At 70.9% G+C, this 14435-nt stretch carries 13 protein-coding genes, 2 pseudogenes and 1 riboswitch; of the genes and pseudogenes, 7 read left to right on the top strand and 8 right to left on the bottom strand.

Features of this window, described 5'->3' with window-relative positions; all coding sequences use genetic code 11:
- Nucleotides 1-83 precede the first annotated feature (83 nt).
- The 3 genes from AQJ91_RS11390 to fahA form a co-directional block, all read right to left on the bottom strand.
- Nucleotides 84-461, bottom strand: coding sequence for a GntR family transcriptional regulator (locus AQJ91_RS11390; RefSeq protein ID WP_067019168.1), 378 nt, complete (start codon nucleotides 459-461; stop codon nucleotides 84-86).
- Complete coding sequence (locus AQJ91_RS51960; RefSeq protein ID WP_199847911.1) at nucleotides 458-1324, bottom strand: hypothetical protein; 867 nt, start codon at nucleotides 1322-1324, stop codon at nucleotides 458-460. The genes AQJ91_RS11390 and AQJ91_RS51960 overlap by 4 nt, the downstream gene beginning before the upstream one ends.
- 109 nt (nucleotides 1325-1433) lie before the next feature.
- A complete protein-coding gene (gene fahA, locus AQJ91_RS11380) occupies nucleotides 1434-2645 on the bottom strand; it encodes a fumarylacetoacetase (RefSeq protein WP_067019165.1) in 1212 nt (403 codons plus the stop codon).
- A gap of 100 nt (nucleotides 2646-2745) precedes the next feature.
- On the opposite strand from fahA, the pseudogene AQJ91_RS49110 reads away from it, so the two are divergent.
- The 3 genes and pseudogenes from AQJ91_RS49110 to AQJ91_RS11365 form a co-directional block, all read left to right on the top strand.
- Nucleotides 2746-3356: pseudogene (locus tag AQJ91_RS49110) on the top strand (hypothetical protein); the annotation flags it as partial.
- Nucleotides 3341-3802: a carboxymuconolactone decarboxylase family protein gene (locus AQJ91_RS11370; protein ID WP_067019158.1), complete on the top strand. Its 462-nt coding sequence runs from the start codon at nucleotides 3341-3343 to the stop codon at nucleotides 3800-3802. The pseudogene AQJ91_RS49110 and the gene AQJ91_RS11370, both read left to right, overlap by 16 nt.
- Before the next feature lie 121 nt (nucleotides 3803-3923).
- Nucleotides 3924-4730, top strand: a complete 807-nt coding sequence (locus tag AQJ91_RS11365) for a Cof-type HAD-IIB family hydrolase (RefSeq protein ID WP_067019157.1) — start codon at nucleotides 3924-3926, stop codon at nucleotides 4728-4730.
- Nucleotides 4731-4748: 18 nt separating this feature from the next.
- Here AQJ91_RS11365 and AQJ91_RS11360 read toward each other — a convergent pair whose 3' ends face one another.
- From AQJ91_RS11360 to AQJ91_RS11350, 3 genes and pseudogenes are all read right to left on the bottom strand, one after another.
- Nucleotides 4749-5495 (bottom strand): LysM peptidoglycan-binding domain-containing protein, encoded by a 747-nt coding sequence (locus tag AQJ91_RS11360; protein WP_067019154.1) that lies wholly within the window; start codon nucleotides 5493-5495, stop codon nucleotides 4749-4751.
- Between the two features lie 5 nt (nucleotides 5496-5500).
- Nucleotides 5501-5668, bottom strand: a riboswitch (cyclic di-AMP (ydaO/yuaA leader).
- 318 nt (nucleotides 5669-5986) lie between these two features.
- Nucleotides 5987-8008: a CocE/NonD family hydrolase gene (locus tag AQJ91_RS11355; protein ID WP_067019151.1), complete on the bottom strand. Its 2022-nt coding sequence runs from the start codon at nucleotides 8006-8008 to the stop codon at nucleotides 5987-5989.
- A 28-nt stretch (nucleotides 8009-8036) separates the two neighbouring features.
- Nucleotides 8037-8351 (bottom strand): annotated as a pseudogene (locus AQJ91_RS11350) (POT-type proton-dependent oligopeptide transporter); the annotation flags it as partial.
- 291 nt (nucleotides 8352-8642) lie between these two features.
- Here AQJ91_RS11350 and AQJ91_RS11345 point away from each other — a divergent pair.
- The 4 genes from AQJ91_RS11345 (at nucleotide 8643) to AQJ91_RS11330 (ending at nucleotide 13019) form a co-directional block, all read left to right on the top strand.
- The gene (locus tag AQJ91_RS11345; RefSeq protein WP_067019144.1) at nucleotides 8643-9653 is read left to right on the top strand and encodes a polyprenyl synthetase family protein; all 1011 of its coding nucleotides are present in this window, start codon (nucleotides 8643-8645) and stop codon (nucleotides 9651-9653) included.
- Between the two features lie 263 nt (nucleotides 9654-9916).
- Complete coding sequence (locus tag AQJ91_RS11340) at nucleotides 9917-11125, top strand: LolA family protein (RefSeq protein WP_067019141.1); 1209 nt, start codon at nucleotides 9917-9919, stop codon at nucleotides 11123-11125.
- 36 nt (nucleotides 11126-11161) lie between these two features.
- Nucleotides 11162-12148 (top strand): ABC transporter ATP-binding protein, encoded by a 987-nt coding sequence (locus AQJ91_RS11335; protein WP_067019138.1) that lies wholly within the window; start codon nucleotides 11162-11164, stop codon nucleotides 12146-12148.
- The gene (locus AQJ91_RS11330; RefSeq protein WP_067019135.1) at nucleotides 12135-13019 is read left to right on the top strand and encodes an ABC transporter permease; all 885 of its coding nucleotides are present in this window, start codon (nucleotides 12135-12137) and stop codon (nucleotides 13017-13019) included. The genes AQJ91_RS11335 and AQJ91_RS11330 overlap by 14 nt, the downstream gene beginning before the upstream one ends.
- 3 nt (nucleotides 13020-13022) lie before the next feature.
- On the opposite strand, the gene AQJ91_RS11325 is transcribed toward AQJ91_RS11330, so the two are convergent.
- Both AQJ91_RS11325 and AQJ91_RS11320 read right to left on the bottom strand, forming a co-directional pair.
- The gene (locus AQJ91_RS11325; protein ID WP_067019473.1) at nucleotides 13023-13604 is read right to left on the bottom strand and encodes a flavodoxin family protein; all 582 of its coding nucleotides are present in this window, start codon (nucleotides 13602-13604) and stop codon (nucleotides 13023-13025) included.
- A gap of 61 nt (nucleotides 13605-13665) precedes the next feature.
- A partial coding sequence (locus AQJ91_RS11320) for an amidase family protein (RefSeq protein WP_234382036.1) occupies nucleotides 13666-14435 on the bottom strand: 770 nt, incomplete at its 5' end.

Raw genomic sequence — 14435 nt, 5'->3', positions numbered from 1 at the left:
GGAGTCAGGGGGAAAGCGCCGTCGAAATCGGCGGCGGGGTGGGAGGAGGCAGGGGGAGGCAGGGGGAGGGGAGGGCCCCGCCCCTACCCCCGCAAAGCCTCCCGCACCACCGCCACCACTTCCGCGTCCTCCGCCCCCAACGCCCGAGCCTCCGCAGTGAACCGCCGGGCCAGCGCCGCCAGTTCGGCCGGATCCGGGCGGCGTGTCCCCGTCGGGAGCGGTGCGACCCGTGTCCCCGCACCCCGGCGGGTGCGGATCAGGGACGCCGCTTCCAGCTCCCGGTACGCCCGTGCCACCGTCCCGGCGGCCAGGCCCAGGTCGGCGGCCAACTGCCGTACGGTTGGGAGGCGTTCGCCCTCCGGCAGGCGGCCGGTGGTGATCAGGGCGGCGAGCTGGGCGCGGATCTGTTCGTACGGCGGGACCGGGCTGGTCGTGTCGACGCGTACGGCCGGGCCGGTCACCGGCGTCCCGTCCCGGATTCCGCCCCGGATGCCGCGGCGGACGTCGCCCCAGAGCCCACCCCGGATGTCGCGGCGGACGTCGCCCCCGAAGGCACCCCGGATGCCCCGGCCCCCGGGGCCCGCCAGGTCGCCCGGGGCGAAAGGATCGTGAACAGGCACCACGGTCCCGTGACCAGGGTGATCAGGCCCAGTGGCCAGACCAGCCAGTTCGCGGCGGTCCCCAGCGTTCCGTCGCACGTCGTGCTCATCAGGGCGCCGGACACCGTCGATGCCGCGCCGAACATGGACGTCGAGACCACCAGCCCCCACGCCGCCACGATGGCCAACGTGCGGTCGCGGCGGGACTGTTCGTCGCCGGGGCGGGTCGCGATGCGCCGCAGCGACCAGCCGCAGGCGGCGGTGGAGATGGCGAGGGTCGCCAGGATCGGGATGCCGTAGTAGAGGCCGGGCCAGGGGGTGGACATGTGCGTCATCCCCTGGCAGGTCACCGTCAGTGCGCGGCCCGCCCGGCCCAGGTCGTCCGGCGACGCCACCGCGGCCGCCACCGTCAGCAGGGCGACCAGCGCGGCCGCGAGGCCGAGGAGCAGCCAGGTCATGCGGGGCGGCACGTGGTCGCGGACCCGGCGTGGGGTGAGGCCGGCCGTGCGGACGGTGCCCGGACGGGGAGCGGTCAGGGCGTCGCCCAGCAGGACGCCGGCCACCGCGCACAGGCCGAAGACCGGAATGGCGTACAGAGGGCCCTTCCCGTCCACCAGGGGGAGCAGCCGGCTGGAGGCCAGCACCCCGATGGCCAGGCCCGTCCAGCGGGCGTACCGGTCGACGCGTGCGCGGGACGCGGGTGGCGTCGAATCGAGTTCGAGCATGAGAAACAGACCCCCGTGGGAACGACTTGTACTCACCACTTGTATCAAGCGGCGAGTACAAGATGCGGTCCCGCCCGGCATTGTGTCAATTGCTTGGTACAACCGGCTGCTATCCGGAGACGCGCCCCGTGACCTCCCCCAGCCCCACCCGAACCCCACCCGGCCCAGGTGCCCACGCCGACATCGTCACCACATCCCCGTCCTCCAGGAACGTCCGCTTGCCGTCGGGGAGTTCGAGCGGGTCCCGGCCGTTCCAGGTCAGTTCCAGCAGTGAGCCGCGTTCCCGTTCCGTCGGGCCGCTCACCGTGCCGGAGCCGTAGAGGTCGCCGGTGCGCAGTGACGCGCCGTTCACCGTCATGTGGGCCAGTTGCTGGGCGGCCGTCCAGTACATGGTGGAGAAGGGGGGTTCCGACACCACGTGCCCGTTGATCGCCACCGAGATCCGCAGGTCGTAGCCGCCGGGCTCGTCCTGCGAGTCGTCCAGGTAGGGCAGCAGGTCGTGCGTCCGCTCCGGCGGCGCCACCCGTGCCTCCTCCAGCGCGTCGAGGGGCGTGATCCACGCCGACACCGAGGTGGCGAAGGACTTGCCGAGGAACGGGCCGAGGGGGACGTACTCCCAGGCCTGGATGTCGCGTGCCGACCAGTCGTTGAGGAGGCAGAGCCCGAAGACGTGGTCGCGGAAGTCGGCGAGCCCCACCGGCTTCCCCCGCTCCGACGGCCCCCCGACCACGAAGCCGACCTCCGCCTCGATGTCCAGCCGCACCGACGGGCCGAACACCGGCTCCGGATCAGCCGGAGCCTTCCGCTGGCCCGACGGGCGTACGACGTCCGTGCCCGACACCACCACCGTGCCGGAGCGGCCGTGGTAGCCGATCGGCAGGTGCTTCCAGTTGGGGGTCAGGGAGTCGGCCGCGTCGGGGCGGAAGATCCGGCCGACGTTCCGGGCGTGGTTCTCGGAGGCGTAGAAGTCGACGTAGTCCGCCACCTCGAAGGGCAGGTGCAGGGTCACCGACGACAGTGGGTGGAAGTGGCGCTCGATGGTCTCCCGGTGGGACGGCACCGTCACCCACGCCGTCAGCGCGCGGCGTACGTCCGACCAGGTGGTGCGGCCCGCGGCGAGGAGCGGGTTCAGGGAGGGGCGCGCGAGCAGGGGGGCGTACGGCGAGCCGAGGGCGTACGCCGCCGCGCCGACGTCGAGGACATGGTCGCCGAGCCGGACACCGACCCGCCGCGCGGAGTCCGGCCCCGGGGCGGAGAAGACGCCGTACGGAAGGTTGTGCGGGCCGAAGGGGTCGCCCTCGGGGATGTCGAAGGGGGGCATGGGGTGCTGCCTCACTCTCGCGGGATCCGTATGCCATGTGGTCGCGCCACACGTTACGGCCGAGTTGCCTGTCTTGGGCAGTGCCTGAAGAGTTCGCAATGTCCGAATAATTCTTGTCGGGGTTGCTGGTTCGGCCCTCGGTGATCCGCCCTGGAAGCAGCCCAGGCTGCGGCCGGAGTCGCCGTTCGGACGGGCTGGTCGCTGTGGGCGCTCAGCTACTACCCCCACCCCTACCGCCGCCTGCCCGCCGGCCTCCGCCACTACCTGGTCCGCCGGGTCCTCGGCCCGCTCGGCGCCTGGTGGCTGCGGGACCGCTTCGAGGGGGCGGTGCGGGTCAGCGAGGTCGCGGGCGTCGTAGGGGCGGACGCGGCGGAGGGCCGTACGACCCTGACCGTGCGCACTCTCGGCGGCCGTACGCAGCAGTTGTCCGCCGACCACGTCATCGCGGCAACCGGCTACCGGGTGGACCTGGCCGCCCTGGACTGCATCGGGCCCGCCCTGCGCACCGAGTCGGCGGCGGCGTCGTACGGGCCGGTGATGCGGTTCGTGTGCGGAACCGAGTTCGCGTCACCGAGGCTGGCGAGGCATCTGGAAATTTCTTCGGCCGATCGGTCACAACCCGGACCCCCGATCCGTCAGTGCGGTGAAGGCGACAACGAAAGCGTCTCATCCACCACTGACAACGGAGTTGGACCATGCAGGCACGGATGAACAACCCGGCGTACGTCCTCCCCAGCGCGATGAAGGGGATCGGCGCCCTCGTCCAGGCGATCGGGGAGAGCGGGCTGTCCAAGGAGCTCACGGAGATCGCCGCCCTGCGCGCCAGCCAGATCAATGGCTGCAGCGCGTGTGTCCACGGTCACGTGGTCAACCTGCGCAAGGGCGGCACGAGCGAGGAGCGGATCGCCGCCGTCTCCGCCTGGCGCGAGGCGCCCTGGTTCACCGACGCCGAGCGGACCGCGCTGCAGCTCGCCGAGTCGATGACGCGGCTCGCGGACCGCTCCCAGGAGTCGGTGCCGGACGCGCTCTGGGACGAGGCGGCCGACCACTTCGACGAGAAGGAGCTGTCCGCGCTCATCCTCACCATCTCGCTCACCAACATGTTCAACCGCATCAACACCACCACCAGGGAGCCCGCGGGCGTCACCTGGGGGTGAAAACGGCGCGGGCGCGAGGCAGTTGGGACACCGAAACCGGAACAGGTGTCAACACATGTGAACACAGCAGCCGTCCGGTTCGCGTCGAGTCGGTGGGGCGTCCTGTCCGTATTCTCTGATCATGGCCGCACCCATCGCATATTCACTCATCGCCACCGACCTGGACGGGACCCTGCTCCGGGGCGACGACACCCTCTCCGACCGGTCGTTCGCCGCGCTCACGCGGGTGGCGGCGGCCGGTGCGCGGCACCTCGTCGTGACGGGCCGGCCGGCGCCCAGAGTACGGCCGCTCCTCGACGACCTGGGCAGTACGGGGCTCGCGGTGTGCGGGCAGGGCGCGCAGGTGTACGACGCCGGCACGGACCGTCTGCTGTGGTCCGTCATCTTGGACCGGGAGCTGGCGGAGACCGCGCTCGGCAAGATCGAGGCCGAGGTGGGGCAGGTGTACGCCGCCGTCGACCAGGACGGCGTCGACGGGCTCACGCTCATCGAACCCGGGTACCTGATGCCCCACCCCACCCTGCCCGCCGTCCGGGTCGGCCGGCGTGACGAGCTGTGGTGCGAGCCGATCAGCAAGGTGCTGCTGCGCCATCCCGCCCTCTCCGACGACGAGTTGGCGGCGACGGCGCGTTCGGTGGTCGGTTCCCTCGCCACGGTCACCATGTCGGGGCCCGGGACCGTCGAACTCCAGCCATGCGGCATCACCAAGGCGACCGGCCTCGCGCTGGCCGCCGAGCACCTCGGTCTCGGCCCGCACGAGACGATCGCCTTCGGGGACATGCCCAACGACATCCCCATGTTCGACTGGGCGCACCACGGTGTGGCGATGGCCAACGCCCACCCCGAACTCAAGGCGGTCGCCGACGAGATCACCCTGTCGAACGAGGACGACGGCATCGCCGTCGTCCTCGACAGACTGTTTCCGTAGTGGGCCCGGCAGCAGGGCTCAGTACGCCCCGAAGACGTTGTCGATCGAGCCGTAGCGCTGCGCCGCGTAGTTGCAGGCGGCCGTGATGTTCGCGATCGGGTCGTAGGGGTCGAACGACGTCCCGTCCACGTGGTACGCCTGGAAGGTCGGGTCGATGACCTGGAGCAGTCCCTTGGACGGGGTGCCCTTGGCCGCGTTGGAGTCCCAGTTGTTGATGGCGAACTGGTTGCCCGACGACTCCCGCATGATGTTGCGGTAAATGCCGTTGTACGTACCGGGAATTCCCTTTTGCGCCATGATGTCCAGCGACTCGCGGATCCAGCCGTCGAGGTTGTTCGCGTACGTCTTGGCGGAGGCCTGGGTGGCATGGGCGACGGACGAGGCGGCCTTCTTGGCGGAAGTGGCGGCCTTGCTCGGCGTGCTCGCCTGCTTCGTCGTCCGGACCGTCAGCTTCAGGCCCGAGTGGATCAGCCTGGGGTTGTCGCCGACGGCCTTGCGGTTGTCCTTGTAGAGCTGCCGCCAGCCGCCCGGAGTGTCGTACCTGTTCGCGATGCCGTAGAGCGTGTCGCCCTTGACCGCGGTGTACGTGACGGACTTGGTCTGCTGCGCGGTCTGTGTGGCGACGGGGGCCTGGGCCGGCTGTGCGGCGCTCGCGGTGGTCGCGCTCAACAGCGGGAGGGCGAGTGCGGCGGTGCCGGTTCCGGCTGTGACGGCGTATCGGGTGAGCGGGTTGGTTCTGGGGCGGCGGTGCTTGCCTCGGGCCATGGCGCTGTTCCTCTCCGGCGCCTGCGAGGTGAGCTGTCGGGTTCGGGCGGGAGATGCCCGGCCGTGCCGCCGTACGGCGACGCGGTTTCACCCCTAGCCGGTCCGGCGGTGCAGCCCGGTCCGGCGATTTACCTGGTTCCCCCGCTCCTGCCGTGCGTTGGTCGGTGGGTGGTCCCGGGCGGCGGCAGGATTCGGCGTCCGCCCGACTGGCCGGGAACGTATGCGAGAGCACATGTCCGGAACAAGTGCCGGACTCACACCTCGTGCCTATTGACCTCGGTCTGAGGCTTATGGGGTGCTTGATCCTTTGCGGTCGCCAAGCCTCAACTGGCGCTCGGTGCAAGGGGGTACGCGCGTGTGCGGTGGGAAGCCGGTACGCGCGCGTGCGTGACTTATGTCACCGGGAAAGCTGCAGTGGAGTAAAACGGGCAATAGCCACAACTAGCCGTTGAATGGCATCAATCAGCATTCGGTCGGCTTTCGGTCGGTTGTCAGCCGGCTGTCCGCGGGATCCGCTTCTCCCACGTCCGGTGGAACACCACCTCGCCGCCCTCCGTGCAGACCACCTCGTTGGAGGCGACGAAGTCGAGCCGGTCGCAGGTGATCTCCGATCGGGTCCGGACCGTGGTGTCCCAGGCCAGGTCCGGGCGGTGCAGCCGGATCGACCAGTCCGAGCGGGTCCGGGCCGACAGGGGGTCGGACTCCTGGATCGTGTACGCCTCCAGCGCGTCCTCCGTGAACTCCAGCCCGTCGGGGTACACGCGCGTGCCGCCGTACCGGGGGTCGACCTCCAGCCGCCACTCGCCCTTGGCGACGTCCCGCACGACCAGCCGTTCCGGGCGCGGCTCGTCCAGGGTGACCGGGCTCCATCCATGAGCGGCTACGCCGCGGGTCACGCCCAGGGGCTCGGACTGCTCGGGTTCCTCGAAGCGGATCGGCGGTCGATCGGCGTCACGCGCGCGTACCGGCAGGTCGAGGAAGCTGCCCACCGGTTCCAGGGTGAAGCCCGCCGCCGAGTCCGGCTGGGGCCAGATCCACGGCCAGTACGCGGAGGAGACGGCGAGGCGGATGCGGTGGCCGGGCGGGAAGGCGTGGCCGATGCCGTTGAGCTCGAAGGCCACCTCCTCGGTGGCACCTGGCTCCCACGGCACCGCCCGCTCCCGGCCCCGGCGCGCCGACAGGTTCAGCACGCCGCGTGTCACCAGGGTCGACGAACCGTCGGGCGCCACGTCGCAGACGCGGGCGACGACCTGTCCGCGCGGCACCTCGGAGGTCAGCCGCAGCCGCACCCCGGGCCGCCCCAGGACCCAGGTCTCCTCGCCCACCTCGAAGTCGAAACACACCGACCTGGCGTCCTCCTCCCGCTGGTCGGGCGGCAGGTCGGCGTCGTTGCCGAAGGGGAAGAACCGGCCGGCGTCGACGCCGGTGTGCTGCGGGGAGCGGACGAGACAGGGGGCGCCCTGAAGTGCGTACGTCACCTTCCGCACCTGGGGAGAGGGCCAGGCCGGTTCGCCGACCCAGCGGCCGGGCAGGGTGCCGTAGACGGTCGCCGGGGGATGCGAGTCGCTGACGTAGGCGCGCAGGAGGGGTTCCCGCATCACCCCGGAGTCGATGCCCTTGAGCCAGTGGTCCCACCAGCGCAGCGTCTCCTGGAGGAAGCCGATCGCCGGGCCGGGCGGCAGGCCGCGGTCGGGGTACTGGTGGGACCAGGGGCCGATCAGGCCGCGGACCCGGTCGGCGGGCAGGTGTTCGACGAGGCGGAGGACCGTGTCGCGGTACGGGTCGTGCCAGCCGCCCACCGCGAGGACGGCGGCGCCGATCGCGCCGTAGTCCTCGCAGACGCTGCCGTGCCGCCAGTAGTCGTCGCGGGTCTGGTGGGCGAGCCAGGTGTGCAGGAGGGGGTCGACGGCCTCCAGGCGCTTGAGCCACATGTCCCGCCAGGCCGAGCCGAAGTAAAGCGGGTCCGGCGGGCGGGCGACGAAGGCGAGCATCGTCGCCGCCCAGGCGTGCATGTCCACCGCGAGGACGGAACCTCCCAGGTAGTGCACGTCGTTGTCATAGCGGTCGTCCGTGGAGCAGACGGTGACGATCGCCTTGAGCGGCTCGGGTGCGAGGGCCGCGATCTGGAGGGAGTTGAAGCCGCCCCAGGAGATACCGAACATGCCGACCCTGCCGTTGCACCAGGGCTGGGCCGCCAGCCAGTTGACCACCGCGACCCCGTCGGCGAGTTCCGTCGCCGAGTACTCGTCCGTCGGCATGCCCTCGCTGTTGCCGTGCCCTCGGATGTCCACGCGCACGGAGGCGTAGCCGTGGCCGGCGTACCAGGGGTGGCGCTGGTGGTCGCGGGGCGCGGTCCAGTCGGACGTGCGGTACGGCAGGTACTCGAGGAGCGCCGGTACGGGCTCGTCCGTCAGCGGGCGCCACACGCGCGCGTACAGCAGCGTCCCGTCCGGGAGCGGGATCCAGAGGTCCTCGTGAGTGGTCTCGTGGGGGAAGGACGTACGGATGTGCATGAGCGTGACCCCAGTGGCTCCGTTGGTGTCAGTGGACGGGGTGCATCGTGCGGCGCAGCCAGGGCGCCGCGGCCGGCACGGCCAGGCCCGCGGCCACCGCGATCGCGCCGTTGACGCCGAAGTAGGCCGGCTGGGAGACGTCGTCGTAGAGCTTCACGGTCTGCGCCTGGATGCCGTTGGCGCGGGCGAGCGACAGGAACCACAGGGACATGGTCCGACTGGCGAAGGCGGCCGGGGCGAGCTTGGTGGTGGCCGACATGCCGGAGGTCTCCAGCAGGATGTCGCCGAGGCCCAGCAGGAAGTACGAGCCCACGATCCACCAGACCGACATCAGGTGGCCGTCGGCCCTTGGGCTGACCGAAGAAGGCCTGATCGTCTTCGGGGGAGGGCCGCTGCCGGGCTCGACGTCGACTTCGGTTCGGGACACGGGGCGCTACTTCCCTACAAGTCGATAGATATCCGTCCTTATCGGATGATCAAAAACATACCGGCTGTGATCCGATACCGCCCGTGGTGCGCGGGTGGGTGGCATCGGTGATCGAAAGGCGACCGGATACGCTGACTTGAGTGATGGCAGCGACCTATCGACAAACCGCGTAATCGCCAGTAGACACCAGCAGACAGGAGACCCCTCGTGACCGTCGTCGGGCCGTTCGGGCTGAGCGTGCGGGACCAGGCTCTGGAAGCCGATGTCCAGGCCGGGTTGGCGGCTGTCGAGGAGGGACTGCTCGAAGCCACCAAAAGCGAGGTCCCCTTCATCACGGAGGCCGCCCAGCATCTGGTGCGGGCGGGTGGAAAGCGGTTCCGGCCGTTGCTCGTGATGCTCTCTGCCCAGTTCGGGGACCCGTATGCGCCGGGGGTCGTGCCGTCGGCCGTGGTGGTGGAGCTGACCCATCTGGCGACGCTTTACCACGACGACGTGATGGACGAGGCCGAGGTGCGGCGCGGGGTGCCCAGCGCCAACGCCCGCTGGGGCAACTCGCTCGCGGTCCTCACGGGTGACTTCCTGTTCGCCCGCGCCTCGCACATCCTGGCCGACCTCGGGCCCGAGGCGGTCCGGGTGCAGGCGGAGGCGTTCGAACGGCTGGTCACCGGGCAGATCCTGGAGACGGCGGGGCCGCAGGACGGGCGGGATCCGGTCGAGCACTATCTGGACGTGCTGGCCGGCAAGACCGGATCACTGGTCGCGGTGTCGTGCCGGTTCGGCGCGCTGATGTCCGGCGCCGACGAGACGGTCGTGGACGTCCTGACCCAGTACGGGGAGCGGCTCGGCGTCGCCTTCCAGCTGGCCGACGACGTCCTGGACATCGCCTCCGACTCGCACGAGTCCGGCAAGACCCCGGGGACCGATCTGCGCGAGGGCATCCCCACACTGCCGGTGCTGCGGCTGCGGGAGCGGGCTGCCCGGCTGGGGCTGGCCGAGGACATCGCGCTGTGCGAGCTGCTCGACTCCGACCTGAGCGACGACGTCCGGCACGCGGAGGCACTGGCCGCGCTGCGGGTGCACCCGGCACTCGAACAGGCACGCCGGGACACGGTGCGGTACGCGGAGGACGCGCGGGCCGCGCTGGCGCCGCTGGCGGAGTGCGACGCCAGAGCGGCGCTGATGGAGCTGTGCGACGCGGTGGTGCACCGCGCCGGATAGGGATGCACCGGGCGGCGTCCTACCTGAACGACCCTGAACGACCTGAACGACCCTTACGGGTCGGGGCAGATGCCGCCCTCTTGTGTCATACCCCAGGTGTACGTGGAGTTGAGTCCGCGGGCTGACGTATCTCCCTGGCCGATTTGGTCAGATGGAACCCGACGGAAATCACCACTCCTCACCGATTCGGGTGAGAATGGCGGCTCGGGGTGGACGAGTGCAACGCTGGCAAGGCCGCCGCCTACAACGGAGGTAGCGCACACATGGCACCGTACGGATCCGACGACAGCACGATGACCGAGGAGGCCGACGACCGGTACACCGGCCGGCGCAAGGCCGCCCGGTACGTCGTTCCGGTCGCGGTCGTGGGAGTCGCGGCGGCGACCATCGGGCTCGTCCCGGCGATCGCCGACTCCGGCGACCCCGACCTGCCCGAGATCACCGCACAGCAACTCATCGACAGGATCGCCGAGTCGGACGTACAGGAGCTGTCCGGCACGGTGAAGATCAGCACCGACCTGGGACTGCCCGACCTGGGCGGTCTGGAGTCCAGCCTGGGCTCCGGGGCCATGGGCGAGTCGGGTGACGGATCGTCCGCCGACCCGTCGGCCAAGCTGATGGAGCTGGCCTCCGGCACGCACACCCTGCGCGTCGCGGCCGACGGCCCGGACCGGCAGAAGCTCTCTCTGCTGGAGAACGCCGCCGAGTACAGCCTCATCCACAACGGCAAGGACGTCTGGGGCTACGACAGCCAGTCCAACGAGGTCTTCCACGGCACCGCCGAGGAGCAGAAGGACGAGCAGCGGGACGTCCCGGCCACGCCCAAGGACATGACCGAGGAAGCCCTGAAGGCGGTCGACGACACCACGTCCGTCACCGTCGACGGTACCGCGCAGGTCGCCGGGCGGGACGCGTACCGGCTGCTCATCAAGCCGAAGCAGTCCGGCACCACCGTCGGCGCCATCACCGTGGCCGTCGACGCCAAGACCGGCATGCCGCTGAAGTTCACGCTCACCCCGGCGAGCGGCGGCGCCGCCGTCATCGACGCCGGCTTCACCCAGGTCAGCTTCGCCAAGCCCGCCGCGTCGACCTTCGACTTCAGCCCGCCCAAGGGCGCGAAGGTCACCGAGGAGGGCGAGATGACCGCCCCCGAGGAGCACACGGAGCGCGCCGCGCCGAAGTCCGAGGACGAGCTCGCCAAGGACTTCGAGGGCCTGAAGGTCATCGGCGAGGGCTGGAACTCCGTGGCCACCTTCGACACCGGCGGCGAGGGCATCCCGTCCGGCTCCGAGGTCGGCGGCGACTTCGGCGGGTTCCTGGACTCCCTCGGCGACAAGGTCACCGGCAAGTTCGGCTCGGGCACGGTCTTCCAGACCCGCCTGGTCAACGCCCTGGTCACGGAGGACGGCAAGCTCTACGTGGGCGCCGTCACCAAGGACGCCCTGGTGAAGGCGGCCGACTCGGGGAAGTAGCCGCCGTACGACCACAACGATCCAGAAGGGAAGCCGATGGGCGAACCGTCCGCCACGGAGCCGGACCAGGAGGGCGCGGCACACAGCGGTGACGGCAGCGTCATCGCCACCCGTGCGCTCACCAAGCGCTTCCGCGGCGGACAGCTCGCCGTCGACGGTCTCGATCTGACCGTCCCGGCGGGCAGCGTCTTCGGCTTCCTCGGCCCGAACGGCTCCGGGAAGACCACCACCATCCGGATGCTGATGGGCCTCATCGAGCCGACCTCCGGCACCGCGCGCGTCCTCGGGCAGCCCATGCCCCGGGCCGCGCGCGGCGTGCTGCCGCAGGTGGGCGCGCTGATCGAGGGGCCGGCTCTGTACGGCTTCCTCTCCGGGCGCGACAACCTCGTCCGGTACGACTCCGCCGACCCGACCGCCGACCCGCGCACCCGGCGTGCCCGGGTCGCCGCCGCGCTGGAGCGGGTGGGCCTGACGGCCGCCGCGGGCAAGAAGGCGAGGGCGTACTCGCTGGGCATGAAGCAGCGGCTGGGCCTGGCCGCCGCCCTGCTCCAGCCCCGCAGACTCCTCGTCCTCGACGAACCGACCAACGGCCTCGACCCACAGGGCATGCGCGAAATACGCCAGCTCATCCGGGAACTGGCCGCCGACGGCACGACCGTCTTCCTCTCCTCCCACCTCCTCGACGAGATCGAGCAGGTCTGCACGCACGCGGCCGTCATGGCACAGGGGCGACTGATCACCCAGGGCGCGGTGGCCGAGCTGGCGGCGGGCCGGCGCGGGCGGCTCGTGGTGACCACGCCCGACACCGGGGACGCGGCACGGGTGCTGAAGGAACAGGGCGCCGGTGACGTCGTCATCACCGAGGACCGGGTGACCGCCGAGCCACCGGACCGTGAACTCGCCGATCTCAACGCGGCGTTGGTGACGGCGGGCGTCCGCGTCCGCGGCTTCGGCGTCGAACGGGCCTCGCTGGAGGACGCGTTCGTGGCGCTCACGGGGGAGGGGTTCGATGTCGCAGGCTGAGGCGATGCAGGCCGAAGTCACCAGAACGGTCAGCCCGTTGTGGACCTTCGGGCTCCTCCGCAGCGAACTGGTCACCACCTTCCGGCGCTGGCGCACCCTCGCGCTGCTCGCCGTGCTGGCCGGAGTGCCGATCCTGGTCGGCATCGCCGTGAGGATCGAGACGAGCGACGGCTCATCCGTCGGCGGACCGCCCGGCGCCGGCCCGGCGTTCATCGCGCAGATCACCAACAACGGCCTGTTCCTGGTCTTCACCGCACTCGCCGCGACACTCCCGTTCTTCCTGCCGATGGCGATCGGCGTCATCGCGGGCGACGCGATCGCCGGCGAGGCGAACGCGGGCACCCTGCGCTACCTCCTCGTCGCCCCGGCAGGCCGCAGCCGCCTCCTGCTCACCAAGTACGCGACAGTGATGGCGTTCTGCCTGGTGGCCACCCTGGTGGTCGCGGTCTCGGCACTGACGGTCGGGGCGCTGCTGTTCCCGCTCGGCGACCTGACGACCATCTCCGGCACCCGGATCAGCTTCGCGGAAGGCCTGGGCAGAGCCCTTCTGATCGCCCTGATCGTCGCCGCGTCACTGGTGGGCGTGGCGGCCCTGGGCGTGTTCGTGTCGACCCTGACCAACAGCGGCATCGCGGCGATGGCGACCACGGTGGGCCTGCTGATCACGGTCCAGATCCTCGACCAGATCCCCCAACTGCACGCGATCCACCCGTACTTCTTCTCCCACTACTGGCTGTCCTTCGCCGACCTGATGCGCGAACCCGTCTACTGGGACGACCTGCTGAAGAACCTCGGCCTCCAGGCCGTCTACGCGGGCGTGTTCGGCTCGGCGGCCTGGGCGAGGTTCACGGCGAAGGACGTCACCGCGTAGGACTCAGTCGTCGTACGGGAAACGCGCGAGCGGCGCCTCCCGCGCGAAGAAGGACTTGGCGCGCGTCAGCGCCTCCGCATCGTGCAGTACGTCACCGGGCTTGCTGCCGTTGCCGAGCAGGACCCCGCCGAAGCTCATCCCCATATACGCGGCCGAGTGGTTCAGCGTGCCGACCAGCGGATCGGCGACGACCTGCTCCTTGTGCGCGAGCGCGGTGACGCCCCACAGGGTGCGCCCGGCCATGGTCGCCTTGAAGTCGACGCCGGGGGTGCGCAGCCAGCCCGACCAGTAGTCGAGGTAGCGCTTGGTGTGGGCGGAGACGGAGTACCAGTACAGCGGCGAGGCGATCACGATGTCCGTCGCCGCGAGCGTCGCGTCGAGCAGCAGCGCCACGTTGCCCTCCGTGGGGCGGACATGGTCGGCGTCGTGCCGCAGGTCCTCGAAGTCGGGCAGCGGATGCGCGGCCAGATCGATCCACTGCTGCTCGACGCCCGCGGGGAGCTGCTCGGCGGCGCGACGGGCCAGGAGCTCGGTGTTGCCGTCGGGCCGGCTGCTGCCGGTGACGAAGAGGAAACGGCGGCTCATGGGATCCCCCAGATAGTCGGCGTACGGCAATTAATCTCTCATGCATTATATGCGCACGCAATCACTTGCCCAAGTCCCCCTGGTCCCCCCGGCCCGCGCTCGCCTCCGCGGCCAGCGCGGCGTCGAGCAACAGCCCCTCCCGCCCGTGCGCAGCCACCAACTGCAGCCCCACCGGGCAACCGTCGGGTCCGAGCCCCGCCGGAATGCTGATCGCCGGATGCCCACTCAGGTTGAACGCCCAGGTGAGCGCGGTGGAGTACCGCTCACCGGGCCCTTCGTGACCATGCGGCGCGGTGGGGGCGGTCGGGGTCAGCAGCAGATCCACGCCGCCGAAGAGCCCGGCCAGCCGGTCGTCGTTGGCGGCACGAACGCGCTGCGCGGAGCTGAGATCGGCCCCAGGGGTGCGCAGGGCAAGCCAGGCGGAGGCGGGGTCGGCGAGCCGAAGGGGGCTTCGGGGGCGTACGAGACGGAGGACACCGGCTGCACCGAGCCGTACGGCCATGGCGTGGGCGACGGCGACGATCTCGGGGTCGGGGGAGCCGAAGCCGAGGTTGGGGGACCAGATGGCGGTTGGGGGAGGGAGCGAGGTGGCGAGGTGAGGCGCAGGTCCGCCGGGAAAGGGCGCGGGCCTGCGGGAGTTCGGGGGGAGCGCGCCGGGGGCTTGCCGTCGGCTGCGGGGGTTGTGGTGGGGGTCGGTGGGGCTCTGCCGTGGGTCGCTGAGGTTGTGGTGGGGCTCGCCGGAGTTCTGCCAAGAGCCGTCGGAGCCCTGTCGGGGGCCGCCGGGGTCCTGCCGCGAACCGTCGGAGCCCTGTCGGGGCTCACCGGGGCTCC

The sequence above is a fragment of the Streptomyces dysideae genome, from assembly GCF_001514305.1.
GTDB classification, from domain to species: domain Bacteria; phylum Actinomycetota; class Actinomycetes; order Streptomycetales; family Streptomycetaceae; genus Streptomyces; species Streptomyces dysideae.
This window is presented reverse-complemented; position numbering and strand designations above follow the sequence as displayed.

Coding starts and splice junctions, on each gene's coding strand:
- AQJ91_RS51960 (WP_199847911.1), bottom strand. CDS start 1,324: ATGCTCGAACTCGATTCGACGCCACCCGCGTCCCGCGCACGCGTCGAC.
- fahA (WP_067019165.1), bottom strand. CDS start 2,645: ATGCCCCCCTTCGACATCCCCGAGGGCGACCCCTTCGGCCCGCACAAC.
- AQJ91_RS11370 (WP_067019158.1), top strand. CDS start 3,341: ATGCAGGCACGGATGAACAACCCGGCGTACGTCCTCCCCAGCGCGATG.
- AQJ91_RS11365 (WP_067019157.1), top strand. CDS start 3,924: ATGGCCGCACCCATCGCATATTCACTCATCGCCACCGACCTGGACGGG.
- AQJ91_RS11360 (WP_067019154.1), bottom strand. CDS start 5,495: ATGGCCCGAGGCAAGCACCGCCGCCCCAGAACCAACCCGCTCACCCGA.
- AQJ91_RS11355 (WP_067019151.1), bottom strand. CDS start 8,008: ATGCACATCCGTACGTCCTTCCCCCACGAGACCACTCACGAGGACCTC.
- AQJ91_RS11340 (WP_067019141.1), top strand. CDS start 9,917: ATGGCACCGTACGGATCCGACGACAGCACGATGACCGAGGAGGCCGAC.
- AQJ91_RS11335 (WP_067019138.1), top strand. CDS start 11,162: ATGGGCGAACCGTCCGCCACGGAGCCGGACCAGGAGGGCGCGGCACAC.
- AQJ91_RS11330 (WP_067019135.1), top strand. CDS start 12,135: ATGTCGCAGGCTGAGGCGATGCAGGCCGAAGTCACCAGAACGGTCAGC.
- AQJ91_RS11325 (WP_067019473.1), bottom strand. CDS start 13,604: ATGAGCCGCCGTTTCCTCTTCGTCACCGGCAGCAGCCGGCCCGACGGC.